Source organism: Paraburkholderia sp. SARCC-3016, assembly GCF_031119615.1.
Classification (GTDB): Bacteria; Pseudomonadota; Gammaproteobacteria; order Burkholderiales; family Burkholderiaceae; genus Paraburkholderia.
In genome coordinates, this window is sequence record NZ_JAVHZD010000023.1 from 57,734 (window position 1) to 82,328 (window position 24,595).

Sequence of the window (24,595 nt, forward strand, 5' to 3'; positions counted from 1 at the left end):
GCGACGCCGCTCGCCAGGTTCAACACACTCGCCAGACTCAGCGACGCATCACCTTTTCCGACGGCGTCAGCGCTTCGATATACGCCGGGCGGCTGAAGATACGCTCGGCGTACTTCATCAGCGGCGCGGCGTTCTTCGACAGTTCGATGCCGTAGTGGTCGAGGCGCCACAGCAACGGCGCGATCGCGACGTCGAGCATCGAAAATTCTTCGCCGAGCATGTACTTGTTCTTCAGGAAAATCGGCGCGAGTTGCGTAAGGCGGTCGCGGATCGCGAGGCGCGCCTTTTCGTGATTCTTCTCGGCCGCCTTGCCCTTCTCGTTCTCGAGCGTGCCGACGTGCACGAACAGTTCCTTTTCGAAGTTCAGCAGGAACAGGCGCGCCCGGGCGCGCTGCACCGGATCGGCCGGCATCAGTTGCGGGTGCGGGAAGCGCTCGTCGATGTACTCGTTGATGATGTTCGATTCGTACAGAATGAGGTCGCGCTCGACGAGAATCGGCACCTGACCGTACGGATTCATCACCGCGATATCTTCCGGCTTGTTGAACAGATCGACGTCGCGGATCTCGAAATCCATGCCCTTCTCGAACAACACCAGCCGGCAACGCTGGGAGAACGGGCACGTAGTGCCGGAATACAGAACCATCATTTTTGCGTTTCCTCAAAAAGCTGAAGGGCCAGCACGCGGAAAAACCGGCCTCACAGGTTTTCCTGTGCGGTCTTTCCTTGCACCGGCCCCACACCCGCTACGGTGTGTTTATTTGATATCTTTCCAGTACGCGGCGTTCAGTCGCCAGGCGAAAAAGCTCAAGAGACCGAGGAACAGCAGAACCCACACGCCAAGCTGCTGGCGGATCTTCTGCGTCGGCTCGGCCATCCACGACAGGTACGCGACCAGATCGGCCACAGCCGAATCATAATCTACCGGCGACACCGTCCCCGGGGTCACCTGCTGGAAGCCCGCGAACTTGCGCAGCTTTTCGCCGGTCCGCTCGTCGGTTTCTTCTTCGAACTTTGCGCTGCGTTGCCCCTGCAACTGCCACAGTACATTCGGCATGCTCACGTTCTCGAACACGAGGTTGTTCCAGCCCGTGGGCCGCGTATCGTCGCGGTAGAAGCTGCGCAGATACGTGTACAGCCATGCCGTGCTGCGCGCGCGCGCCTCGACCGACAGATCGGGCGGCGCCGCCCCGAACCACGACTTCGCGTCGTCCGGATGCATCGCGATCGTCATCGTGTTGCCGATCTTGTCCGACGTGAACATCAGGTTTTGCTCGATCTCCTTCTGCGAGATGCCGAGATCCTGCAACCGGCTGTACCGCATCAGGTTCGCGCTGTGGCAATTCAGGCAATAGTTTACAAACAATTGGGCGCCATGTTGCAGCGAAGCAAAATTGTCCGTGTTATCGGGCGCCCGGTCCAGCGTTACATTCTCCTGCGCAAAAACCGGGGCAGCCGTCAGCGTGCACAGCATCGCGCCTAACAGCGCGAGCATCGAAAGCAGTTTCTTCATGTTCGGGTTCTCCTCGCGTGGCATTCAGTGGGGTTTGAACCGCACTCGTTCGGGCGGCTGCCTGAAACGGCCAAGCGGCGTCCAGAACGGCATGCCGAGGAAGAACGCGAAGTACACGAGCGCGCAGATCTGCGCGATGACCGTCGCCGCCGGCGAAGGCGGCTTGGTGCCGAGAAACGCGAGCGTCAGGAACGCGAACACGAAGATCGCGTAGAACACCTTGTGGAAGAACGGCCGGTAGCGGATCGACTTGACCGGCGAGCGGTCGAGCCACGGCAGAAAGAACAGCGACACGACCGCGCTGCCCATCACGACCACGCCCCAGAACTTCGACTCGGTGAAATACATCGCGAGCACGACGAGCACCGCGAGCACCGGCAGGCCGACGCGCCATTTGCCGCGCGCGCGCACGAGCGCGAACAGACCGAGCAGCAGGACGATGATCATCAGCACGATCTTGAACGGGTCCGTGGTGGCGCGCAGCATCGCGTAGAACGCGGTGAAGTACCAGACCGGCGCGATTTCCGGCGGCGTCTGCAGCGGATTGGCCGGCACGAAGTTGTTCGCTTCGAGGAAGTAGCCGCCCATTTCCGGTGCGAAGAAAATGATCGCCGCGAACACCATCAGGAACACGCAGACGCCCATGAAGTCGTGCACCGAGTAGTACGGGTGAAACGGAATGCCGTCGAGCGGAATGCCGTTCGCGTCCTTTTTCGCCTTGATCTCGATGCCGTCGGGGTTGTTCGACCCGACTTCATGCAGCGCCACGATGTGTGCGATCACGAGGCCGATCAGCACGAGCGGAATCGCAATCACGTGAAACGCGAAGAAGCGGTTCAGCGTGACGTCGGACACGACGTAGTCGCCGCGAATCCACAGCGACAGGTCGGGGCCGATAAACGGGATCGCCGAGAACAGGTTCACGATCACCTGCGCGCCCCAGTACGACATCTGCCCCCACGGCAGCAGATAGCCGAAGAACGCTTCGGCCATCAGGCAGAGGAATATCGCACAGCCGAAGATCCACACGAGCTCGCGCGGCTTGCGGTACGAGCCGTACAGCAGCCCGCGGAACATGTGCAGATACACGACCACGAAGAACATCGACGCGCCGGTCGAGTGCATGTATCGGATCAGCCAGCCCCACGGCACCTCGCGCATGATGTACTCGACCGATGCGAACGCGAGCGTCGAGTCGGGCTTGTAGTTCATCGTGAGGAAAATGCCGGTGACGATCTGATTGACCAGCACAAGCAGCGCGAGCGAGCCGAAGAAATACCAGAAGTTGAAGTTCTTCGGTGCGTAGTACTCGGAAAGGTGGGCCTTCCAGGTGGACGTCATCGGAAAGCGCCGATCGATCCACCCTACGAGCCCGGCCGTTGTCTCCACATCTTTTTCGGTCGTCGCCATTACGCTTCTCCTTTCTCGTCCTTGCCGATCACGAGCGTATTGCCCACGAACATGTAAGGCGGGATGTCGAGGTTCTGCGGCGCAGGTTTGTTCTTGAAGACGCGCCCGGCAAGATCGTACGTCGAGCCGTGGCACGGGCACAGGAAACCGCCTGGCCAGTCGTCCGGAAGATTGGGCTGCGCGCCCTCCTGGAAGCGCGGTGTCGGCGTGCAGCCCAGGTGGGTGCACACCGCAACGGCAACGAGAACATTTTTGTGATCGGGCCGCGAGCGGAACTCGTTCTTGCAGTAGTCCGGCATCGGCATCGAAAACGGGTTTTTGGATTGCGGGTCTGCGACTTCGTTATCGGCTTTCTGAACATCGGCGAGCATTTTGTCGGTGCGGTTCAGAATCCACACCGGCTTGCCGCGCCACGCGACCGTCATCATGTCGCCCGGCTTCAAGCCGCTGATATCGACCTGGACCGGCGCGCCCGCCGCCTTGGCCTTTTCCGATGGTGCAAATGAACCAACAAAGGGTATTACGGTGGCGACTCCTCCGATGCCACCTGTTACGGTCGTCGCGATCAGCCAGGTACGGCGGCCGCCGTCGACGCGTCCATCTTCCTTGTCTCGCATCACACGCCCCACTTCTAGGTTGGATTTTTTCCTTCCGTCGCTTTCTACCGCCGCTAGTTTGCTCGAATGGAGTCGCCATTTACAAGGGCTGACAACCAAAAACCATGCGAAGTTATTGATAAATCAGGGTATTCCCGCACGGTTCGCAAACATTTCTCTTATGCGGATTTAAGTATCTCCTGTGTTTTCTAATTGATTCGGTTCGCATGCTTTTGACCGCTTCGGACCGTTTTTGTCGCAACTAGACCGGATTATGAATATCGATAAACAGATGCTCGAGATCGAATGCTTCCGAGAGATGCGAACCGAGCGCCTGGACGCCGAAACGCTCGGTCGCGTGGTGCCCCGCCGCCACGAATGCGACGCCGCTTTCGGCCGCCATATGCGTGTTCTGCTCGGAGATCTCGCCGGTCAGGTAGACATCGGCGCCCGCCTCGATCGCCGCGTCGAAATAGCCTTGCGCGGCGCCTGTGCACCATGCGACGCGCCGCAGTTCCTGGTCCGGGTCGCCGAGCACGAGCGGTGGGCGGGAAAGCGTGTGCTCGACCTGCGCCGAGAAGTGCGCGAGCGTGATTGGCATCGGCAGCGTCGACATCCAGCCGATGTCGTCGCCGCCGAAGCGCGCGTCGCCGATCAGGCCGAGCCTCGCGCCGAGCTGGGCGTTATTGCCGTAGACCGGATGGTCGTCGAGCGGGAGGTGGTACGCGAACAGATTGATGTCGTTGGCGAGCAGCAGCTTCAGGCGCTGGTATTTACGACCGGTGATCTGCGGCGGCTCGTTGCGCCAGAAGTAGCCGTGGTGAACGATGAGCGCGTCCGCGCCCCACTCGAGCGCGGCCTCGAGAAACGCGAGCGAAGCGGTCACGCCGGTTGCGATTTTCTCGACCTTGCGACGTCCCTCGACCTGCAGTCCGTTCGGGCAATAGTCCTTGAACCGTGAGGCTTCGAGGACGTTGTTCAAGTACAATTCCAGTTCGATCCGATCCATATAAACCTCTAATTTTTCAGATGCTCAGACGCTTTTGGCTGTTGTTCGCCCAGGCGGTGACGGTGCTGCTCGCGCTGATGTTCATCATCGCGACGCTCAAGCCCCAATGGCTGCAGCGACAAGGGCAATTCGGCAAGCAACTGGCCGAACCGATCGTCGCCCTGCGCGAAGTGGCGCCGGGGCTCGGCGGCGGCCCCCTGGAAAGCTCCTATGCCGACGCGGCGCAAAAAGCGATGCCGGCGGTCGTCAACGTGTTCTCCAGCAAGGACGGATCGCTGCCGCCGGACCCGCGCGCGAAAGACCCGCTCTTCCGCTACTTCTTCGGCGACCGTAACCGCCGCCAGCAGGAGCAGCCGGCAGCAAATCTGGGCTCGGGTGTGATTGTGAGTTCGGAAGGCTACATTCTAACGAACCAGCATGTCGTGGACGGCGCGGATCAGATCGAAATCGCACTCGCCGACGGCCGCACGAGCGAAGCGAAGGTGATTGGCGTCGACCCCGAAACCGATCTCGCCGTGCTGAAGGTCAACATGAGCAACCTGCCGACCATTACACTCGGCCGCATGGACCAGACGCGCGTCGGCGACGTGGTACTGGCGATCGGCAACCCGTTCGGCGTCGGCCAGACGGTGACGATGGGCATTGTCAGCGCGCTCGGGCGCAACCACCTCGGCATCAATACTTTCGAGAACTTCATTCAGACCGACGCGCCGATCAACCCCGGTAACTCGGGCGGCGCGCTCGTCGATATTCACGGCAATCTGCTCGGCATCAATACCGCCATCTATTCGCGCTCGGGCGGCTCGCTCGGCATCGGCTTTGCCATTCCCGTGTCGACCGCGCGCAGCGTGCTCGAAAGCATCATTACCACCGGCACGGTGACGCGCGGCTGGATCGGCGTCGAGCCGCAGGATGTAACGCCTGAAATCGCGGAATCGTTCGGGCTCGAGCAGAAGACCGGCGCCATCGTTGCCGGCGTGCTGAAAGGCGGACCGGCCGACAAGGCGGGCATCAAGCCCGGCGACATTCTGGTCGGCGTGAATGGGCAGGACATCACCGATACCACGCGTCTTCTGAACGTCATCGCGCAGATCAAGCCGGGCACCGACGCAAAGGTGCATCTGGTGCGCAAGAACAAGGAAATGGATCTGACCGTGATGATCGGCAAGCGTCCGCCGCCGCCGAAGCAGTCGTCATCGGACGATGAAGACCAGGGGGATGACGGCGGCTGAGGTCGCTGAACTGCGATCCGACTCGTCGCCGACCGGCCCGGTGACCGCGGGTGGGCGGCGACAGCGTTTAAACGCCCTGCCCGCCCCTCTGCCGCCCCACGAGCCGCGTTGCTACTGCGCCGCGTTGCCCTCGCTCTCTTTCTCTACCTCGATCGCCGGCTTACTGACGAAAAGCCGCGCCGCGATAATGCCCGCTTCGTACAGAACGATCAGCGGAATAGCCAATATCAGCTGCGAGAACACGTCGGGCGGCGTCACGACCGCCGACACGACAAACGCACCGACCACCACGTACGGGCGAATCTGCTTGAGCTTCTGCACCGTCAGCACGCCCATGCGCACGAGCAGCACGACGACGATCGGCACTTCGAACGTCACGCCGAACGCAAGGAACATCGTCAGCACGAAGCTCAGGTAGTTGTCGATGTCGGTGGTCATTTCCGCGCCGAGCGGCGCGTTGTAGTGCGCCATCACGCGGAAGATCGTCGGAAACACGACGAAGTACGCGAACGCCATCCCGCACAGAAACAGCACATAGCTGCTGCTGACGAGCGGCATCACGAGCTTCTTCTCGTGCTGATAAAGCCCCGGCGCGACGAATGCCCAGATCTGGTACAGCACGATCGGCAGGGCAATGACGAACGCGACGAGCATCGTCACTTTCATCGGAACGAAGAACGAGCCGGTCACATCGGTGACGATCATCTTGCCGTCTTTGGGCAGGTTCATCATCAGCGGCCGCGCGAGCAGCCTGAAGATGTCCGGAGCCCAGTAGACGAGCCCCACGAACACGACAACGACAGCAAGGCCGGCGCGAATGATGCGATTGCGCAGTTCGACGAGATGGGAGATGAAGGTCTCTTCAGGACCTTCGTTCTGCTTGTGCTGGGGGTCGCTCACACCGGCCCTCGGTAGGAGATGGATTCACGAGTTATCAGAAGAAGCGCGTCGTGCGCCGCATGCTGGCCGGCTTGTGGCGCGCCACGCGGGCCGCGCCCGACTGCACGTGCGTACGGCGCGCGGTCGCACGTTTGTACCACGACGGTGTGGCCGTCTGTTTGATACGCCAGTTCTTGCGCTTCGGCGCGTTCATCGGCGTAGCGGTGCCGAAACCGTTCCACGGCGATGTCGACGCACCGTTCGACGCCGAACTAGCGCTATCTTCGCCGCCGCCTCCCGCGATGCTCGGCGACACCGACGTGCCCGCCTTCCACGCCTCGTTCAGCTCGGTTTCGTGCTTGCGCAGGTTGTCGTGAATCGTCGTCTCGACGTTCTGCGCGGCCGATTCGAATTCGGTTTTCATCCGCCGCAGCTCGTCGAGTTCGATTTCACGCGTGACTTCGGCCTTCACGTCGTTGATATAGCGCTGCGCGCGGCCGAATAACGCACCCGCGGTACGGGCGACGCGCGGCAACCGCTCAGGGCCGAGCACGACCAGCGCGACCACGCCGATCAACGCCATTTTGGTGAGACCGAGGTCCAGCATCGAATGAGCTTCCCGTCAGTGTGCCGCGCGAACCGCCGGCTTAGCGCGAGTCGCCCGAATGCGTGGCCTTTTCTTTCGCGTCGACGTCGATCGTGCCCGCGCGCGGCAGTTCACGTTGCTGCGCCTGCGCGTCGGCCGGCGCGTCCGCGTCCTTCATGCCTTCTTTAAAGCCCTTTACGGCGCCGCCCAGATCGCTGCCGATGTTGCGCAGCTTCTTCGTGCCGAACACCAGAGCAACGATCAGCAGAACGATCAGCCAATGCCAGATACTCAACGAACCCATGAAAACTCTCCTTGTCTCCCGTCGCCCACCGACGTGAAGAAAAACCCTTGGGCCTTGCAGCCCGAATTGGAGCGAAAGCGCTCCGTCCTTTTTCTGCTTATCGAACCGGTACCGGCATCACCTCCGACCTGCGAAACTTTCGGAAGACCGACAGTATCGCCGCCGTTCGGTGATGAACATATGTCACCCCATGCGCAACCATGGCCGCGGACCGGCCAGCAGATGCGCGTGCAGGTGATATACCTCCTGACCGCCACCCGGACCGGTATTGATTACCGTCCGGAAGCCCGTTTCACCACCCGTATAGGCGACGCCGAGCTTGTCCGCAAGACGTGCCACCAGTACGAGCATTCTACCAAGCAGAGGGGCGTCGCTTTCGTGGCAATCGGTCAGCGTGGCGATATGTTTGCGTGGAATCACGAGGACGTGGGTATCGGCGGCCGGCCGGATATCGCGGAACGCGACGAACTCGTCGTCTTCATGAACTTTAGTCGACGGAATTTCGCCTGCGGCGATCTTGCAGAAAAGGCAGTTCGGATCGTGGCTCATGGTCTTCCCGATGCTTGCGCGTGGTTCGCTACGCGGTTTCCCCGCGCAGTTCTCCGCGAGGTTCCCCGATTTCGCTTGCGCCAGCCGACGCAGCAGCGCCGGCGGATCGCTCACCGCTCAGAACCACGCACGCGGGTTCTGCAGCGGCTTGTTGTCGTACAGATACAGCCAGCCTTTGATAATACGGTACAACGTCCAGATCGCGACAGCCCATAGAATCGGCACGCCGATCAGCACGATGAAAAGCGCCACGCCGATCAGATGGCCGATGAGGCCCATCCAGAACGTGCGGATCTGCCACTCGAAGTGCGCCTCGTACGGCGTGCCGACCGTCTCCGCGCGCTTCAGATAGTTGATGATGATCGCGACCAGCACGGATATGCCGCCCGTCAGCCAGTACACGGCGTAGAGCGCATACAGCACGTGCGTCAGCGTGCGCAGGCCGCGCTGGCGGTCGATTTCGACCGCGCTCTGATATGTCGGCGGCGGATATCCGCCATGCGACTGCTCCATGTTGCGTCCTCCTTCAGGTGCGATCAAAAGCGCCTATCCGATGCCGTTCGACGCAAGACCTCAGTCGCCGTTCTGCTCGCGGTCGCGGCTCTTGCGCAAGGCCTTTTCCTCGATTCCCGAAAGTCCCTCGCGCCGCTCGAGTTCGGCCAGCACATCGGCCGGGTTCAAATCGAAATGCGACAGCGCCACCAGACAATGAAACCACAGATCGGCCATCTCATAGACCAGCGCTTTGGCCTCGCGGCCGTGGCGCACATCCTTGGCGGCGAGCGCGACTTCGGTCGCCTCCTCGCCGATCTTTTTCAGCACCGCGTCGTCGCCCTTATGAAACAGGCGCGACACGTACGAAGTCTCGGGATCGCCGCCCTTGCGGCTGTCGATAATCGCCGCGAGGCGCAGCAGCGTGTCATGCGTGTGTGCTTGCGTCATTTGTAGATGTGTTCGGGGTCTTTCAGTACCGGATCGACGGCGACCCACTCGCCGTCGTCGACCGAGCCTTCGAATTTCTGGAAGAAGCACGAGTGGCGGCCCGTGTGGCACGCAATGCCCGACACCTGTTCGACCTTGAGCAGGACGACATCTTCGTCGCAATCGAGCCGCACTTCGTGCACGTGCTGCACGTGTCCGGACTCTTCGCCCTTGAACCACAGCCGCTGGCGCGAACGCGAAAAATACACCGCACGGCCCGTCTCGACCGTCCTGGCGAGCGCCTCCCGGTTCATCCACGCGAACATCAGCACGTCGTTCGTCGCGGCTTCCTGCGCGATGACCGGCACAAGGCCGTTCGCGTCCCATTTGACCTTGTCGAGCCAGTCGACACCCGAAGCGTTCACCACGTCACAACCTCACCGAAATGCCCTGATCGGCCATGAAGCGCTTGGCTTCGCCGACCGTATGTTCGCCATAGTGGAAGATGCTCGCGGCCAGCACCGCGTCCGCACGGCCGTCCCGGATGCCGTCTGCAAGATGCGCGAGCGTACCGACCCCCCCTGATGCAATGACCGGCACCGGCACTGCATCCGACACCGCACGCGTCAACGCGAGATCGAAGCCGCTTTTCGTGCCGTCGCGATCCATGCTGGTGAGCAGGATTTCGCCGGCGCCGAACCCGGCCATCTTGCGCGCCCATTCGATCGCGTCGAGACCGGTCGCCTTACGCCCGCCGTGCGTGAACACTTCCCAGCGCGACGGTTCGCCGTCGGCCGACACGCGCTTCGCATCGATCGCGACGACGATGCACTGCGAACCGTATTTGTCCGTCGCATCGCGCACGAGCTGTGGATTCGCGATCGCCGACGAATTGATGCTGATCTTGTCCGCGCCGGCATTGAGCAACCGCCGCACGTCTTCGACCGCGCGCACGCCACCGCCGACCGTCAGCGGAATGAACACCTGCGACGCGACCGCCTCGATGATCGGCAGGATCAGATCGCGCTGATCGGACGTCGCGGTAATGTCGAGAAACGTGAGTTCGTCGGCGCCCTGCTCGTCATAGCGGCGCGCGATTTCGACGGGATCGCCCGCGTCGCGCAGCTCGACGAAGTTGACACCCTTGACGACGCGCCCGGCAGTCACGTCAAGACACGGGATGATGCGTTTAGCTAAGGCCATGATGGTGCGGATGCTTACGTGAGCGGTGTGCTGTGCTACTACATGATGGACGGCGCGCTGCAGTGCGCGATGGCGACGTGCACGACGACGACGTAACAATCGACGACGAAGTTTATCGACGACGAAGCTATCGACAGGCCATGCGGCTCGACAACGCCGCCGCTCACGCGTCGTCCGATTCGCGCAAACGGTCCGCATGCGTTTGCGCAGCGGCGAAGTCGAGGTCGCCCGAGTAGATCGCCCGGCCGCAAATCACGCCTTCGATGCCTTCATCTTCGACTTCGCACAGCGCCTCGATATCCGCGAGGTTGGACAGTCCGCCGCTCGCGATGACCGGAATCTTCACCGCGCGCGCAAGACGCACGGTCGCCTCGATATTGATGCCCTGCATCATGCCATCGCGGCCGATGTCCGTGTAAATGATCGATTCGCACCCGTAGTCTTCGAACTTGCGCGCGAGATCCGCCACTTCGTGGCCGGTCAGCTTGCTCCAGCCGTCGGTGGCGACCTTGCCGTCTTTCGCGTCGAGGCCGACGATGATGTGACCGCCAAACGCCGTGCAGGCCTCGAGCAGAAATCCGGGGTTCTTCACCGCCGCGGTGCCGATGATCACGTACTCGAGGCCATCGTCGAGATAGCGCTCGATCGTGTTCAGATCGCGGATGCCGCCGCCCAGCTGCACCGGAATCTCGCCGCCGACCTCTTCGATGATCGCGCGAATCGCCTCTTCATTGCGCGGTTTGCCGGCGAATGCGCCATTCAGATCGACGAGATGCAGGCGCCGCGCGCCGCGTTCGAGCCAATGGCGGGCCATCGCCGCCGGCTCCTCGGAGAATATCGTCGCCTGGTCCATATCGCCCTGTTTGAGGCGAACACATTGACCGTCTTTCAGGTCGATGGCGGGGATCAGCAGCATAGCAATCGGGTGATGTCTGGGAAGAAGGTTGAGGTCCGGCCGGCGCGAAGCCGTTCCGCTAGTTTAGTACAACTCTTTCGGCCGCCTTGCTAATGTGGGGGGTGTCCCGTCAACGGCCCACTGAAGGTCTGGTAGAGCGTCCATCCAGCCACGTGAGCAGGTACATGAGCAGCCACATGAGCGGGTGCATAAGCGCCCGAAGCTGCACGGGTCGCGCAAGACGGCGAAATTCATGGTTTCCAGTGCACGAAATTACGGTACACGCGCAAGCCCGCATCCGCACTTTTTTCCGGGTGGAATTGGGTAGCGAAGATATTGTCGCGCGCGACCGCCGACGTGAACGGCGCGCCGTAAATCGTTTCGCCGGCGGTTTGCGCGGCATTGTCGGGCACCACGTAGTAGCTGTGCACGAAATAGAAGAAGCTCTGATCCGGCACGCCGTCCCACAACGGGTGCGGCTGCGCCTGACGGACACGGTTCCAGCCCATCTGCGGCACTTTGAAGCGCGAGCCGTCGTCCTGCAATTGCCCCTCGAGCTCGAAGCGCACGACCTTGCCCGACAGCAGGCCGAGCCCGCGCGTATCGCCCTCGGCGCTCCAGTCGAAGAGCATCTGCTCGCCGACGCAGACGCCCATGAGCGGCTTGTTGCGCGATGCTTCGAGCACCGCATCCTGCAGGCCGGATTCAGCGAGCGAGCGCATGCAGTCCGGCATCGCGCCCTGGCCCGGCAGCACGACGCGGTCGGCCGCGCGGATCGCCTCGGGGCGATCGACGATCGCCACCTCCGCTTCGGGCGCAGCCTTTTTCAGCGCCTGCGCAACCGAGCGCAGGTTGCCCATTCCGTAGTCCACAATCGCAATCGAAGTCTTCATTTCAAACCAGGGTTGTCACTTCAACAGATTTCACTTCAGGGCAGGCAACAGCGCCTTCAAGCCATCGACGATAAATTCCACCGCGAGCGCCGACAGCATCAGACCCATGAGCCGCGTGCCGATATTGATACCGGTGCGACCGACCCAACGCGCAATCGGTTCGGCCAGACGCAGCGACACGAAACAGATGGCCGCGAGCACCGCTCCGATAGCGATCAGACTAACGCGGTCGTACCAATGGCGAAAGCTGGCCGAATAGACGATGACCGTACTGATCGAGCCGGGTCCTGTCAAAAGCGGAATCGCAAGCGGCACGACCGCGATGTTGTCCTTCGATTCGGCTTCGTAGCGCTCTTCGGGCGTCGCCCGCGCGTTGCCGATCTGCGCGTTGAGCATGCTGATCGCCATCAATAGCATGATGATGCCGCCGCCGACTTCGAGCGAGCCGATCGAAATGCCGAAAAAACTGATGATCTGCTGTCCGCACAGCGACGTCACCGCAATTACGCAGAACACTGAAATCGATGCGATGCGAATCGTACGCCGTTGCTCCGCTTCCGACTGCTGCGCGGTCAGGCTCAGGAAAAACGGCACTACACCGACCGGGTTGATCAGCGCGAGCAGCGAAATAAACGACTTCAGGATATCCATTGCAAGCGGGGCGCGTCGACACGGCACCGGTCCGGTTGGGCACGCTCGAGCCGCGAGAATGTGCCCGAAATTCGTATCAGAGGCTGCCCTTGGTCGACGGAATCTGCCCCGCCGCGCGTTCGTCCAGTTCGACCGCCATGCGCAGTGCGCGGCCGAACGCCTTGAACACCGTTTCCATCTGATGATGGGCATTGAGGCCGCGCAGATTGTCGATATGCAGCGTGACGCCCGCGTGGTTTACGAATCCGCGGAAGAATTCGATCGACAGATCGACGTCGAACGTGCCGATTCGCGCGCGCGTGAACGGCACATGGAATTCGAGCCCCGGACGCCCGGAGAAATCGATCACGACGCGCGACAGTGCTTCATCGAGCGGCACGTAGGCGTGGCCGTAGCGGCGGATGCCCTTCCTGTCGCCGACCGCCTTTGCAACGGCCTGGCCGAGCGTGATGCCAACGTCCTCGACCGTATGGTGGTCGTCGATATGGGTGTCGCCATGCGCCTCGATATCCAGATCGACGAGTCCGTGCCGCGCGATCTGGTCGAGCATGTGATCGAGGAACGGCACGCCGGTGGCCAGTTTCTGCTGACCGGTGCCGTCCAGATCGATCTTCACACGGATCTGCGTTTCGCTGGTGTTGCGAACGACTTCCGCAAGGCGCATGACAATTCCTCGAAGCTTGCTTGAAAGGTAAGGTGGGAGATTAGCCGCCGCGTCGGCGCTCGCTCAATGCAGCGCGAGCCTCAACGCGGCAAGCAATTGCGTGTTCTGTTCCGGAGACCCGACCGTCAGACGTACGCAATTCGCCAGCAATGGATGCATTTTACTCACGTTTTTGATCAAAACCCGCGCGTTTAGCAGGGTTTCGAACGTCGCGGACGCATCGGGCACGCGTACGAGCAGAAAATTGCCCGCGCTCGGAAAAACGTGGGCGCCGGGCAGGCCCGCTACCGCCTGCGCCAGTTTCGCGCGCTCCGAACGCAGTTGCGCGGCTTGCGCATCGAGCAGGTCTACATGATCGAGCAGGAAATCGGCGGTTGCCTGGGTCAGCACGTTGACGTTGTACGGCGGGCGTACCTTGTCGAATTCGCCAAGCCATGCCGGGCGGCCCGCTAGATAGCCGAGGCGGATGCCGGCAAGTCCGAGCTTCGATACGGTGCGCATCACGACTACGTTGTCGAAATCGCCCGCGCGCGGCATCCAGCTGTGCCCGGCGAAAGGCTGGTACGCCTCGTCGATCACCACGAGGCTTCGGTTCGCGGCTTCGATGATCCGCTCGATGTCGTTTTCGTCGAACAGATTGCCGGTCGGGTTGTTCGGATAGGCCAGATAGACGACGGCCGGACGGTGCGCCTCGATGGCCGCGATCATCGCGCCCGTATCGAGCGTGAAATCGGCGTTCAGCGGCACGCCGACAAACTCGAGGTTCGCGAGCTGCGCCGATACCTGATACATGACGAAACCGGGCACGGGCGCGAGCACCTTCGCGCCGGGCTGCGCGCACGCCACGGCAATCATGCTGATGATTTCGTCGGAACCGTTGCCGAGCAGCACGTCGCAATTCGCCGGTATCCGCATCACGCGCTTGAGCTTGTCGATGAGCGCGCCCGGACGCGGCGCCGGATAGCGGTTCAGCGCGACGCCCGACAGACGTTCGCCGAGTTGGGCAGCAAGCGGTGGCGGCAACTCGAACGGATTTTCCATCGCGTCGAGTTTGATGTAGCCGGTCGCGTCCGGCACCGGGTAGCTCGTCATCGCGAGCACGTCGCGGCGGATGATGTCTTGTGGTGTGGTCATAGCGTGCGGCCTGCGCCGCGTCGGTAAAGCCGCTCGTTCTGGTCCCGCCGTTTTCGGCCAGCCGCTTTCTTCTAGCCGCTTTCTTCTAGCTGTTTCTTCTAACCGTTCTGTTTCATCCGGTATTCCGCACTGCGTGCATGTGCGGGCAGTCCTTCGCCGTACGCGAGTTCCGCTGCGATCTCGCCGAGCGTTTGCGCGCCTTCCGCACTGACTTCGATCACACTCGATCGCTTGAAAAAGTCGTACACGCCGAGCGGCGACGAAAACCGCGCGGTACGCGACGTCGGCAGCACGTGGTTCGGGCCCGCGCAATAGTCGCCAAGGCTCTCGCTCGTGTAGCGGCCAAGGAAGATCGCGCCCGCATGACGAATCTGCTGCGCCCATTGCTGCGGTTCGAGCGCCGAGATCTCGAGGTGCTCCGGCGCGATCTCGTTCGCGATCGCGCACGCTTCCGTCATATCGCGCACCTTGACGAGCGCCCCGCGGCCCGTCAGCGACGCGGCGATCACGTCGCGGCGCGGCATCGACGCCAACAGTTCGTTGATCGCATCTTCGACGCGCGCGATGAACGCATCGTCGGGACACAGCAGGATGGACTGCGCGAGTTCGTCGTGTTCGGCCTGCGAGAACAGGTCCATCGCCACCCAGCGCGGATCGGTCGTGCCGTCGCAGAGCACGAGAATTTCCGACGGCCCGGCAATCATATCGATGCCGACCGTGCCGAATACGCGCCGCTTCGCGGACGCGACATACGCATTGCCCGGCCCGCAGATCTTGTCGACCGCCGGCACCGTTTCCGTGCCGTAGGCGAGCGCGCCGACGGCCTGCGCACCGCCGATCGTGAACACGCGATCGACGCCGCCGATCAGCGCCGCAGCGAGCACGAGCGGGTTCTTCACGCCATCGGGCGTCGGCACGACCATGACGATTTCGCGCACGCCGGCCACACGCGCCGGAATCGCGTTCATCAGCACCGAGGACGGATACGCGGCCTTGCCGCCCGGCACATAGATGCCGGCGCGGTCGAGCGGCGTAACCTTCTGGCCCAGCACCGTGCCGTCCGTTTCCTCGTATTGCCAGCTATGGCTGCCGCACTCGATCTTCTGCTTCTCGTGGTAACCGCGCACGCGCGCGGCCGCGGCTTCGAGCGCCGCGCGGCGCTTGGGCTCGAGGCTTTCGAGCGCCGCTTCGAGTTCCGCCATCGGCAGTTCGAGCGCGGCCACGTGCTGCGCGTCGAGCCGGTCGAAGCGGTTCGTGTACTCGAGCACCGCCGCGTCGCCACGTGCTTTCACGTCGGCGAGAATCTGCGCGACCGCACGCTCGATCGCCTCGTCTTCGCTCGCCTCGAACGCGAGCACCGCGTGCAGCGCCTTCCGGAATCCTTCAGCGCTGGAATCGAGTTTGCGAATCTTGATAGACATGCTGGTATCCGTTTCGGTAGTACGCACGGGCGGGGTTGCTCGGCTCTGCACGTTGCAATGCGCTTTGCTTCGCGTGACGACGCCGCCCGGGCGTCGTCACGCCGCGCGTTTCGATGCGTGTTCGAACGCATCGAGGAATGGCCGCAGCGCGGCGCGCTTCAGCTTCAGCGCGGCCTGATTCACGACGAGGCGCGACGAGATCTGCATGATCTCCTCGACCTCGACCAGATTGTTCGCACGCAACGTACCGCCCGAGCTGACGAGGTCGACGATCGCGTCGGCGAGGCCCACGAGCGGCGCGAGTTCCATCGAGCCGTACAGCTTGATCAGGTCGACGTGCACGCCCTTCGCCGCGAAATGTTCGCGCGCGGTTTCCACGTACTTGGTCGCGACGCGCAACCGCGCGCCCTGCCGCACCGCGTTCGCATAGTCGAAACCGGCCTTCACCGCAACCGACATGCGGCAACGCGCGATATCGAGGTCGACGGGCTGGTACAGTCCGCTGCCGCCGTGTTCGATCAACACGTCCTTGCCGGCCACACCGAAATCGGCAGCGCCGTATTCGACGTAGGTCGGCACGTCGGTCGCGCGCACGATGATCACGCGCAGGTTCGGATCGGTGGTCGGCAAAATCAGCTTGCGCGACGACTCCGGATCTTCTGCTACCTCTACGCCCGCAGCCGCAAGCAGCGGCACCGTTTCCTCGAAAATACGCCCTTTCGACAACGCAAGCGTCAATGGCGCGACAACGCCCTGCGCAGAAGACGTTTGCCGGGACGACGACGCAGTATCCTTCGACGGCGCGGCGCTCATGCCTGCTTGCCCGAAATGCGCCGCACATTGGCGCCGACCGCGGTGAGCTTCACTTCCATCCGGTCGTAGCCGCGGTCGAGGTGATAGATACGGTCGATCAGCGTTTCGCCTTCGGCGCACAGACCCGCGATCACGAGACTTGCCGACGCGCGCAGATCGGTTGCCATCACCTTCGCACCCGAGAGTTTGTCGACGCCGTTCACGAGCGCCGTATTGCCGTCGATCGTGACGTTCGCGCCGAGACGATTGAGCTCCTGCACATGCATGAAGCGGTTCTCGAAGATTGTCTCGACCACCCGCGACGGACCATCGGCAATCGCGTTGAGCGCCATGAATTGCGCCTGCATGTCGGTCGGGAACGCCGGATATTCGGAGGTGCGGAACGACACGGCCTTCGCGCGCTGGTTCATCCGCACGCGCATCCAGTCCGGGCCTTCGTCGATCGTGACGCCTGCTTCGCGCAGCTTGTCGATCACGGCTTCGAGCGTCTGCGGGCGCGTGTGGCGCAGCGTCACGTCGCCGCCGGCAGCCGCGACCGCGCAGAGGAACGTGCCCGCCTCGATGCGGTCCGGCACGACCGCATGTTCGGCGCCGTGCAGCCTGTCGACGCCCTGGATCACGAGCCGGTCCGTGCCGACGCCGTCGATCTTCGCGCCCATCGCGACGAGCAGTTGCGCGAGATCGGCCACTTCCGGCTCGCGCGCCGCATTTTCGAGCACCGTCTCGCCTTGGGCGAGCACGGCCGCCATCAGCAGGTTCTCGGTGCCCGTCACGGTAATCATGTCGGTGATGATGCGCGCGCCCTTGAGCCGCTTCGCGCGCGCCTCGATAAAGCCATGCTCGATCGTGATCTCGGCGCCCATCGCCTGCAGGCCCTTGATATGCTGGTCGACCGGCCGCGCACCGATCGCACAGCCGCCCGGCAGCGATACTTTCGCTTCGCCGAAACGCGCCACGAGCGGACCGAGCACGAGAATCGACGCACGCATGGTCTTCACGAGTTCGTACGGCGCGACGAGGTTGTTCACCTTCGACGCATCGAGCATCACCTTGCCGGTGTCCTCGGCCATCTCGGCCTGCACGCCCATCTGTCGCAACAGCTTCAACGTCGTGCGCACGTCCTGCAGATTCGGCACGTTCGCGAGCTGGACCGGGTCCGCGCTCAACAGGCTTGCGCAAAAAATCGGCAGCGCCGCGTTCTTGGCCCCCGAAACGGTAATCTCCCCTGCCAACTGCCGACCGCCTTCGATGACGAGTTTGTCCATGCCTGTCGGTTCCTGTTCGTTGCGCGCGCTGTTTTGCGTCTGAGCGGAAAGGTGGGCGGCGCCGCTTGCGGCGCCCTGACTATCTTGTGTAATACGCACTAGTGTTCCAGATTACGCGCTCTGCCACTCGGCAGGCGTCAGTGTTTTCATGCTGAGAGCGTGGATTTCTTCGCGCATGCGATCGCCGAGCGCCGCGTAGACGAGCTGATGCCGCTGGATCAGCCGCTTGCCTTCGAAGCTCGTCGACACGATGGTCGCGAAGAAATGCTGGCCGTCGCCCTCGACTTCGAGATGCTCGCACGGCAGGCCTGCCGAGATGTATGTCTTGATCTGTTCGGGAGTCGGTAACATGGGACGCTCCTGGGTTGTCCGGGCTGCTGGGCGGGCTCACGCCCGCTAATGGCGCAGCTTGTAGCCGCTTGCGAGCAGACGCATCGCGAGCACGGCCAGCACCACGAAAAAAGCGGCGACGATCGCGAGGCTCGCGAGCGGATTGATATCCGACTGGCCGAAAAAGCCATAGCGAAAGCCGTCGATCATGTAGAAAAACGGATTGAGCCGCGACACCTCGCGCCAGCCTGGCGGCAGCGTGTGCGTCGAATAGAACACGCCCGACAGGAACGTGAGCGGCACGATGATGAAATTCTGGAACGCCGCGAGCTGATCGAACTTCTCGGCCCAGATGCCGGCCACCACGCCAAGCGTGCCGAGAATCGCGGACCCGAGCACCGCAAACAGGATGATGAAGAGCGGCGCAGTGAAGCTGACCGGAATGAACCAGATGGTCACGATAAATACGCCGAAGCCGACCGCGAGACCGCGCGCGACCGAAGCAAGCACGTAGGCGCCGTACATTTCCCAGTGCGACAGCGGCGGCAGCAGCACGAACACGAGATTGCCCGTGATCTTCGACTGGATCAGCGACGACGAGCTGTTCGCAAACGCATTCTGCAACACGCTCATCATCACGAGGCCGGGAATCAGGAAGCTCGTGTAGCCGACTCCGCTATACACCTGCACATGGTCGCGCAGCGCATGGCCGAAGATCATCAGATACAGCAGCGCGGTGACGATCGGCGCGAGCACCGTCTGGAACGACACCTTCCAGAACCGCAGAAGCTCCTTGTAGAACAGTGTGCGAAACCCGCTCATGCAAGCCCCTCGACCACTTCGGGCGCGTTCATCACCTGGACGAACACGTCTTCGAGATCCGCCTTGCGCACCTCGATCTCATCGAATGAACAGCCCGCCGCGCGGCACTGCGAGAGAATCCGCTCGACGTCGTCGTAGGTCGACAGGCGCAGCGAATGCTCGTTTGCGTTGACCGTGCCCGCCTCGACTTCGAGCGCGCGCAGTTCGGCCGGCAGCACGCCTTGCGCGAAACGCACGAACAGCTGCAGGCCCGCGAAGCGCTGCAACAGCTCGCTCGTGCGTTCGAGCGCCACGACCTCGCCACGCCGCAGCATCGCGATGCGGTCGCACAGCGATTCGGCTTCTTCGAGGTAGTGCGTGGTCAGCACGATCGTGTGGCCTTCGCGGTTCAAACGCGAAATGAACTTCCACAGCGTCTGGCGCAATTCGACGTCGACGCCCGCGGTGGGCTCATCGAGCACGATCACGGGCGGCCGGTGCACGAGCGCCTGCGCGACGAGCACGCGGCGCTTCATGCCGCCCGACAGCGCGCGCATGTTCGCATCGGCTTTTTCGGTCAGATCGAGATTGGCCATCACTTCGTCGATCCAGGCATCGTTGTGACGCAGACCGAAATAGCCGGACTGGATGCGCAGGGTTTCGCGCACGGTGAAAAACGGATCGAACACCAGTTCTTGCGGCACGACACCGAGCGCGCGGCGCGCGGCACGGAAATCGTCGACGACGTCATGGCCGCGCACCGCGACGCTGCCTTCGTCGGCGCGCGCGAGACCTGCGAGGATGCTGATGAGCGTCGTTTTGCCCGCGCCGTTCGGGCCGAGCAGCCCGAAGAACTCGCCTTCTTCAACCGTCAGACTCACGCCCTTGAGCGCTTGCAGACTCTTATAGCGCTTCTTGACGTTACGGAATTCTATGGCTGGCATGACTATGCGCCGACGGATGGCGGCGACTGAAAAGTGCGCGGTGCGCACGAGAAAGGATGCAACGAAATGTGCGGCGAAACGAAATTGGGGCCGGCTGCTTGCCCCAAAAAACGTTTGATTATAGGGCAAAGTGCGCGGGCAATCCGCAGCTGAAATTGCAGAGGCAAAACCTGGTGCGCAGAGGCGGGGCAACTTGCGTTCGACCCGGCGCTGAAATCCAGATCGCCGGTTTCAGCTGCGCATCACGAAGGCGAGCGCTCGGGTTCGATGGAACGCGAATGTCGCGCCGACAGCAGCGTGTCGACGCCATAGGCCTGCGCAAGACTTGCAAGACCGGCGGGGAGATTGACGACTTCCAGCACTGCGCCACGCGCATGCGCGGCGCGCTGCCATGCCAGCAGCACCGCGAGCGCGGATGAATCGAATTGCGTGAGCGGCGCGCAATCGACGCCGCGCGCACCGCCCGCGATGCGTGCGAGACCGGAAGCGAGCGCTTCTTTAGCGCTCGCGTGCGTCAGCGTCGAGCCAGTCGCGAATTGATCGGGCAGGTTGCCGGCGGCGGCGCCGGCCACACCGGCCCGTTGTGGCGTGCCGTTCACGACTGCTTGCCCGCCGCCAGCTGCTGGTTGCGCTGCGTGAGGAACTGGATCAGCCCGTCGACGCCGTGCTGCTGGATCTGCTCCTGGAACTGCTGCTGGTACGCCTGGATCAGCCACGCGCCGAGCACGTTGATGTCATACACGCGCCAGCCTTGCGGCGTCTTGTACAGACGGTAGTCGAGCTCGATCGGCTGACCGTTGTTCATCACGGTCGAGCGGACCACGACGTCCGTGTCGTCGGGATTCGCGCGGAACGGCTTGTACTGGATTTCCTGATTGCGGACCTGCGCGAGCGCGCCCGCGTAGGTGCGGATCAGCAGCATCTTGAACTGTTCGACCACCTGCTCCTGCTGCTGCGGCGTAGCGGTGCGCCAGCTGCGGCCCATCGCCAGTTGCGTGGTGCGGCGGAAATCGATGTACGGCAGGATCTTCTCGTTGACGAGCTGCGTGATCCGGTTGATGTCGCCTTGCTGGATCGACTTGTCCGAGCGGATCGTATCGACGACCTGCTGCGTGACGGTCTTGACCATGCCGTCCGGCGAATTCGTATCGACGGTCTGCGCCGACGCCGCGCCACCGAACGCGAATAATGCTGCAAAAAACGGGATAAAGAAGAATTTTTTCATTTCAAGCCCTGCAAAAAGAAGAACGCTAACTTCGAGCCCACGATATCACGCAAGTTCTATCGTAAACCACGCGAAACTTGCGAGAGTTGTATCCCGGTGTTACGAGCGCTCGCAACGGTTCGGCCTAGCGCAGCCGCAGTGACGGATAACGCCCCGGCGGAACGACCTGACCGCCGGGCACCGTGTCGATTGCCGGCGTACCGGAAGCCGGAGAAGCACCTTCAGCAGCCGGCGTGCCCGACGTACCCTCGGGCGCCTGCGACGGCGCCGCCGACGATGCGGGCGCCGCGGGAACGGCCCCGCCGCCCGGCACCGCGCCGGCCGCGCCTGCGGCCCCCGCGCCATCCTGATCGTAATTCGGCAGCGGCGCGCCGTCGCCATAGTTCGGCAGCGCGCCGCTCGTGCCGCCCGTCAGCAGATACTGGCGCCGCTGCAGATACGCGTTGCGCACGAACGAGTACTTGTCGAGCGCGGCGCCTTCGAGCACGTCGCTCGCGTTCAGCAGGTTCGCGCGCGTGTTGACGAGCTGCACGCCCCACAGGCTCCAGCTGATCGCATCCGAATCGATATACGAGATCGGGTTCGCAAAATAGTTGCCGACATAGCCGGCCGCGTCGCGCACCGTGCTCGGCCCGAACAGCGGCAGCACCAGATACGGGCCCGACGGCACGCCGTAGTGGCCAAGCGTGATGCCGAGATCGGTATCGTGCTTCGGCAGCTTCGCGAGCGTCGCGACGTCGAACAGGCCGCCGACGCCGAACACTGTGTTGATCACGATCCGCATGATGTCGCCGACACCATCGGCGATCTTCAACTGCAGCAGGTTGTTCGCCGCGACGTAGACGTCGCCGATGTTCGAGAAGAAGTTCGTCACGCTGTCGCGCACCGGCTGCGGCGTGATCTTCACGTAGCCCTGCGCGACCGGCTTCAGTGCGTACCTGTCGACCTTGTCGTTGAACGTGAATACGGTACGGTTAAGGCCTTCCCACGGGTCGTCCTTGCTCGGCGTCTGAACCGTCGAGCAGCCGGCGAGAGCCGCTACGGCAAGCGCGATCGCTGCGGCGCGCTGGAGTTTTATCTGCAATCTTGTTCTCCTTATTGAGCCGCGCCCGAGGCGGGTTGAGCCGGCGCGGCAGGTGCCGGCGCGGGAGACGCCGCCGGCTTCGCTGCGCCCGAATCGGCGGCCTTGCTATACAGGAATTGTCCAATCAGGTTTTCGAGCACGATGGCCGACTGCGTCATCGCAATCGTGTCGCCGGCCTTCAGCATTTCGGTGTCGCCGCCCGGCTCGAGCCCGATGTATTGCTCGCCGAGGAGCCCTGACGTGAGAATTTTCGCGGAGCTGTCCTTCGGAAACTGGTACTGCCTGTCGATATCGATCGTGACGAGCGCCTGGTAAGTATTGCTGTCGAAGCCGATCGACGCCACGCGGCCGACCGTGACGCCCGCGCTCTTCACCGGCGCGCGCGGCTTCAGGCCGCCAATGTTGTCGAACTTGAGCTTGACCGGGTAGGTTGCCTGGAACGATAGCGAGCTCATGTTGCCGGCTTTCAGCGCGAGGAACAGCAGCGCAATGAAGCCTAGCACCACGAACAGGCCGACCCAGAAGTCGAGAGCAGTCTTTTTCATCGTCATCCCAAAGTGAATCTTGACGCGCCGGCGCACAGCCGAAGGGCGCGCGCGACGCGCCGCTTCCCGGCGCACCCGCGCGGGACCTAGCTGAACATCAGTGCGGTCAGCAGGAAATCGAGGCCGAGTACGGCAAGCGATGCGTAGACGACCGTTTTCGTCGTTGCGCGCGACACGCCTTCGGGTGTCGGCTTCGCTTCGTAGCCCTGGAAAAGCGCGATGAACGTCACCGCAAAACCGAACACTACGCTCTTGATCACGCCGTTGCCGACGTCGCGCCAGACGTCGACGCCACCTTGCATCTGCGACCAGAACGCGCCGGCATCGACGCCGATCAGCAGCACCCCCACCACATAACCGCCGACGATGCCGACCGCGCTGAAAATCGCGGCAAGGACCGGCATCGCGATGATGCCCGCCCACATCCGCGGCGCGACGACTACCTTCAGCGGATCGACGGCCATCATTTCCATTGCCGTCAGCTGTTCGCCCGCCTTCATCAGGCCGATTTCCGCTGTGAGCGAAGTGCCCGCGCGCCCGGCGAACAGCAGCGCGGTCACGACCGGCCCCAGTTCGCGCACGAGCGACAACGCGACGAGCAGACCCAACGCCTGCTCGGAACCGTAGCGATTCAGCGTGTAGTAACCCTGCAGCCCGAGCACGAAGCCGACGAACAGCCCCGACACCGCGATGATGACAAGCGAATAGTTACCGACGAAATGAATCTGTTTCGTGACAAGCCGCGGCCGGCGCAACAGCGGAAAAAACTCGAGCACGAGGCGCACGAACATGCGCGCCCCGTAGCCCGCGGTGCCCAGGCCGCCGAGGACCGAGCGTCCGATGGTCGAAATCATGAGCGGCCTCCGTTGCCGTCAAGGCCGAAATCCACCGCAAGCGGCGTGCTGCCCGCATAGTGAAACTTGAACGGACCGTCGGGCGCGCCGTCGATGAACTGCCGCACGACCGGGTCCTGCGACGCGCGCAGTTCGTCCGGCGTGCCTTGCGCATGCACGCCGCCGTTCGCGAGAAAGTACACGTAGTCGGCAATGGCGAACGATTCGGGCACATCGTGCGTGACGAGAATCGACGTCGCACCGAGCGCGCGGTTCAGCGTGCGGATCAGGTTCGCGGTGATGCCGAGCGAGATCGGGTCGAGACCGGCGAACGGCTCGTCGTACATGATCAGCTCGGGATCGAGCGCGATCGCGCGCGCGAGCGCCACGCGCCGCGCCATGCCGCCCGAAATTTCCGACGGCGCCAGGTCGCGCGCGCCGCGCAGGCCGACTGCGTTGAGCTTCATCAGCACGAGGTCGCGAATCAGTTCTTCGGGAAGATCGGTGTGCTCGCGTAGCGCAAATGCAACGTTCTCGAACACCGACATATCGGTGAAGAGCGCGCCGAACTGGAACAGCATGCCCATGCGACGGCGCAGCGCGTAGAGGCCGTCCCGCGTCTGCGCGCCGATGTCCTCGCCATGGAACAGCACCTGGCCGCGCCGGGCACGCTCGAGGCCGCCGATGAGGCGCAGCACCGTGGTCTTGCCGCACCCGGAGCCGCCCATCACCGCCACGACCTGACCGCGCCCAAAGCGCAGATTCAGGTTCGACAGAACGAGCCGGTCGCTGTAACCGAAGTCGACGTCGCGTAGCTCGAGGAGGGTCTCGGGAGAAGAAGGCAACTCTGACAGTCCTTTTACACGGAAGCCGAATTATAGGGCCATCGTGAAAA

At 62.8% G+C, this 24,595-nt stretch carries 31 protein-coding genes; 1 reads left to right on the plus strand and 30 read right to left on the minus strand.

All coding sequences use genetic code 11. The features are described 5' to 3' along the window. Positions 1–37: 37 nt before the first annotated feature. From QYH69_RS22620 to QYH69_RS22640, 5 genes are all read right to left on the minus strand, one after another. A complete protein-coding gene (locus tag QYH69_RS22620) occupies positions 38–649 on the minus strand; it encodes a glutathione S-transferase N-terminal domain-containing protein (protein ID WP_006052302.1) in 612 nt (203 codons plus the stop codon). 108 nt (positions 650–757) lie between these two features. Then, positions 758–1,513 (minus strand): cytochrome c1, encoded by a 756-nt coding sequence (locus tag QYH69_RS22625; RefSeq protein WP_308834008.1) that lies wholly within the window; start codon positions 1,511–1,513, stop codon positions 758–760. A 24-nt stretch (positions 1,514–1,537) separates the two neighbouring features. Continuing rightward, positions 1,538–2,923: a cytochrome bc complex cytochrome b subunit gene (locus QYH69_RS22630; protein WP_075158287.1), complete on the minus strand. Its 1,386-nt coding sequence runs from the start codon at positions 2,921–2,923 to the stop codon at positions 1,538–1,540. After that, positions 2,923–3,540 carry a ubiquinol-cytochrome c reductase iron-sulfur subunit gene (gene petA, locus QYH69_RS22635; protein ID WP_075158288.1) on the minus strand — a complete coding sequence of 206 codons (618 nt, stop codon included), beginning with the start codon at positions 3,538–3,540 and terminating at the stop codon, positions 2,923–2,925. The genes QYH69_RS22630 and petA overlap by 1 nt, the downstream gene beginning before the upstream one ends. A gap of 241 nt (positions 3,541–3,781) precedes the next feature. Beyond that, on the minus strand, positions 3,782–4,528 hold the full coding sequence (locus QYH69_RS22640) for a Nif3-like dinuclear metal center hexameric protein (RefSeq protein ID WP_308834009.1): 747 nt from the start codon (positions 4,526–4,528) through the stop codon (positions 3,782–3,784). Positions 4,529–4,548: 20 nt separating this feature from the next. Here QYH69_RS22640 and QYH69_RS22645 point away from each other — a divergent pair, with 20 nt between their 5' ends. After that, the gene (locus QYH69_RS22645) at positions 4,549–5,760 is read left to right on the plus strand and encodes a Do family serine endopeptidase (RefSeq protein WP_075158290.1); all 1,212 of its coding nucleotides are present in this window, start codon (positions 4,549–4,551) and stop codon (positions 5,758–5,760) included. A 111-nt stretch (positions 5,761–5,871) separates the two neighbouring features. On the opposite strand, the gene tatC is transcribed toward QYH69_RS22645, so the two are convergent. From tatC to QYH69_RS22770, 25 genes are all read right to left on the minus strand, one after another. After that, complete coding sequence (gene tatC, locus QYH69_RS22650) at positions 5,872–6,660, minus strand: twin-arginine translocase subunit TatC (RefSeq protein ID WP_308834010.1); 789 nt, start codon at positions 6,658–6,660, stop codon at positions 5,872–5,874. Between the two features lie 34 nt (positions 6,661–6,694). Further along, a complete protein-coding gene (tatB, locus tag QYH69_RS22655; RefSeq protein WP_308834011.1) occupies positions 6,695–7,246 on the minus strand; it encodes a Sec-independent protein translocase protein TatB in 552 nt (183 codons plus the stop codon). A 40-nt stretch (positions 7,247–7,286) separates the two neighbouring features. Further along, the gene (gene tatA, locus QYH69_RS22660; RefSeq protein ID WP_075158293.1) at positions 7,287–7,529 is read right to left on the minus strand and encodes a Sec-independent protein translocase subunit TatA; all 243 of its coding nucleotides are present in this window, start codon (positions 7,527–7,529) and stop codon (positions 7,287–7,289) included. A 183-nt stretch (positions 7,530–7,712) separates the two neighbouring features. Further along, on the minus strand, positions 7,713–8,078 hold the full coding sequence (locus tag QYH69_RS22665) for a histidine triad nucleotide-binding protein (protein WP_075159003.1): 366 nt from the start codon (positions 8,076–8,078) through the stop codon (positions 7,713–7,715). 117 nt (positions 8,079–8,195) lie between these two features. Continuing rightward, a complete protein-coding gene (locus QYH69_RS22670) occupies positions 8,196–8,591 on the minus strand; it encodes a hypothetical protein (RefSeq protein WP_075158294.1) in 396 nt (131 codons plus the stop codon). Between the two features lie 60 nt (positions 8,592–8,651). Further along, on the minus strand, positions 8,652–9,020 hold the full coding sequence (locus QYH69_RS22675) for a phosphoribosyl-ATP diphosphatase (protein WP_308834012.1): 369 nt from the start codon (positions 9,018–9,020) through the stop codon (positions 8,652–8,654). Further along, positions 9,017–9,427 (minus strand): phosphoribosyl-AMP cyclohydrolase, encoded by a 411-nt coding sequence (gene hisI / locus QYH69_RS22680; protein ID WP_198039160.1) that lies wholly within the window; start codon positions 9,425–9,427, stop codon positions 9,017–9,019. Before hisI ends, QYH69_RS22675 begins: the two co-directional genes overlap by 4 nt. Position 9,428: 1 nt before the next feature. After that, entirely contained in the window at positions 9,429–10,202 is a 774-nt protein-coding gene (gene hisF / locus QYH69_RS22685; protein WP_075158296.1) for an imidazole glycerol phosphate synthase subunit HisF, read from the minus strand. A gap of 163 nt (positions 10,203–10,365) precedes the next feature. Beyond that, positions 10,366–11,118 (minus strand): 1-(5-phosphoribosyl)-5-[(5-phosphoribosylamino)methylideneamino]imidazole-4-carboxamide isomerase, encoded by a 753-nt coding sequence (gene hisA / locus QYH69_RS22690; protein ID WP_075158297.1) that lies wholly within the window; start codon positions 11,116–11,118, stop codon positions 10,366–10,368. 230 nt (positions 11,119–11,348) lie between these two features. Then, positions 11,349–11,990: an imidazole glycerol phosphate synthase subunit HisH gene (hisH, locus tag QYH69_RS22695; protein WP_308834013.1), complete on the minus strand. Its 642-nt coding sequence runs from the start codon at positions 11,988–11,990 to the stop codon at positions 11,349–11,351. A 30-nt stretch (positions 11,991–12,020) separates the two neighbouring features. Continuing rightward, positions 12,021–12,641, minus strand: a complete 621-nt coding sequence (locus QYH69_RS22700; protein WP_075158299.1) for a YchE family NAAT transporter — start codon at positions 12,639–12,641, stop codon at positions 12,021–12,023. Positions 12,642–12,717: 76 nt separating this feature from the next. Further along, entirely contained in the window at positions 12,718–13,305 is a 588-nt protein-coding gene (gene hisB / locus QYH69_RS22705) for an imidazoleglycerol-phosphate dehydratase HisB (RefSeq protein ID WP_075158300.1), read from the minus strand. A gap of 63 nt (positions 13,306–13,368) precedes the next feature. Next, positions 13,369–14,439: a histidinol-phosphate transaminase gene (hisC, locus tag QYH69_RS22710; RefSeq protein ID WP_308834014.1), complete on the minus strand. Its 1,071-nt coding sequence runs from the start codon at positions 14,437–14,439 to the stop codon at positions 13,369–13,371. A gap of 98 nt (positions 14,440–14,537) precedes the next feature. Beyond that, positions 14,538–15,860, minus strand: coding sequence for a histidinol dehydrogenase (hisD, locus tag QYH69_RS22715; RefSeq protein WP_308834015.1), 1,323 nt, complete (start codon positions 15,858–15,860; stop codon positions 14,538–14,540). Between the two features lie 96 nt (positions 15,861–15,956). Next, on the minus strand, positions 15,957–16,673 hold the full coding sequence (gene hisG, locus QYH69_RS22720) for an ATP phosphoribosyltransferase (protein ID WP_308834016.1): 717 nt from the start codon (positions 16,671–16,673) through the stop codon (positions 15,957–15,959). After that, positions 16,670–18,037, minus strand: a complete 1,368-nt coding sequence (gene murA, locus QYH69_RS22725; protein WP_374992472.1) for a UDP-N-acetylglucosamine 1-carboxyvinyltransferase — start codon at positions 18,035–18,037, stop codon at positions 16,670–16,672. The genes hisG and murA overlap by 4 nt, the downstream gene beginning before the upstream one ends. A gap of 12 nt (positions 18,038–18,049) precedes the next feature. Next, a complete protein-coding gene (locus tag QYH69_RS22730; protein ID WP_075158304.1) occupies positions 18,050–18,289 on the minus strand; it encodes a BolA family protein in 240 nt (79 codons plus the stop codon). Positions 18,290–18,334: 45 nt separating this feature from the next. Then, positions 18,335–19,090: an ABC transporter permease gene (locus QYH69_RS22735; protein ID WP_308834018.1), complete on the minus strand. Its 756-nt coding sequence runs from the start codon at positions 19,088–19,090 to the stop codon at positions 18,335–18,337. Beyond that, a complete protein-coding gene (locus QYH69_RS22740; RefSeq protein WP_308834019.1) occupies positions 19,087–20,013 on the minus strand; it encodes an ABC transporter ATP-binding protein in 927 nt (308 codons plus the stop codon). Before QYH69_RS22740 ends, QYH69_RS22735 begins: the two co-directional genes overlap by 4 nt. Positions 20,014–20,255: 242 nt before the next feature. After that, a complete protein-coding gene (locus QYH69_RS22745) occupies positions 20,256–20,561 on the minus strand; it encodes an STAS domain-containing protein (RefSeq protein WP_308834064.1) in 306 nt (101 codons plus the stop codon). A 47-nt stretch (positions 20,562–20,608) separates the two neighbouring features. Further along, positions 20,609–21,238 carry an ABC transporter substrate-binding protein gene (locus tag QYH69_RS22750; protein WP_308834020.1) on the minus strand — a complete coding sequence of 210 codons (630 nt, stop codon included), beginning with the start codon at positions 21,236–21,238 and terminating at the stop codon, positions 20,609–20,611. Between the two features lie 124 nt (positions 21,239–21,362). Continuing rightward, complete coding sequence (locus tag QYH69_RS22755; protein WP_308834021.1) at positions 21,363–22,322, minus strand: VacJ family lipoprotein; 960 nt, start codon at positions 22,320–22,322, stop codon at positions 21,363–21,365. Between the two features lie 11 nt (positions 22,323–22,333). Beyond that, entirely contained in the window at positions 22,334–22,867 is a 534-nt protein-coding gene (gene mlaD / locus QYH69_RS22760) for an outer membrane lipid asymmetry maintenance protein MlaD (RefSeq protein ID WP_308834022.1), read from the minus strand. Positions 22,868–22,953: 86 nt separating this feature from the next. Beyond that, on the minus strand, positions 22,954–23,721 hold the full coding sequence (mlaE, locus tag QYH69_RS22765; protein WP_308834023.1) for a lipid asymmetry maintenance ABC transporter permease subunit MlaE: 768 nt from the start codon (positions 23,719–23,721) through the stop codon (positions 22,954–22,956). After that, positions 23,718–24,545 carry an ABC transporter ATP-binding protein gene (locus QYH69_RS22770; RefSeq protein ID WP_308834024.1) on the minus strand — a complete coding sequence of 276 codons (828 nt, stop codon included), beginning with the start codon at positions 24,543–24,545 and terminating at the stop codon, positions 23,718–23,720. The genes mlaE and QYH69_RS22770 overlap by 4 nt, the downstream gene beginning before the upstream one ends. Positions 24,546–24,595 lie beyond the last annotated feature (50 nt).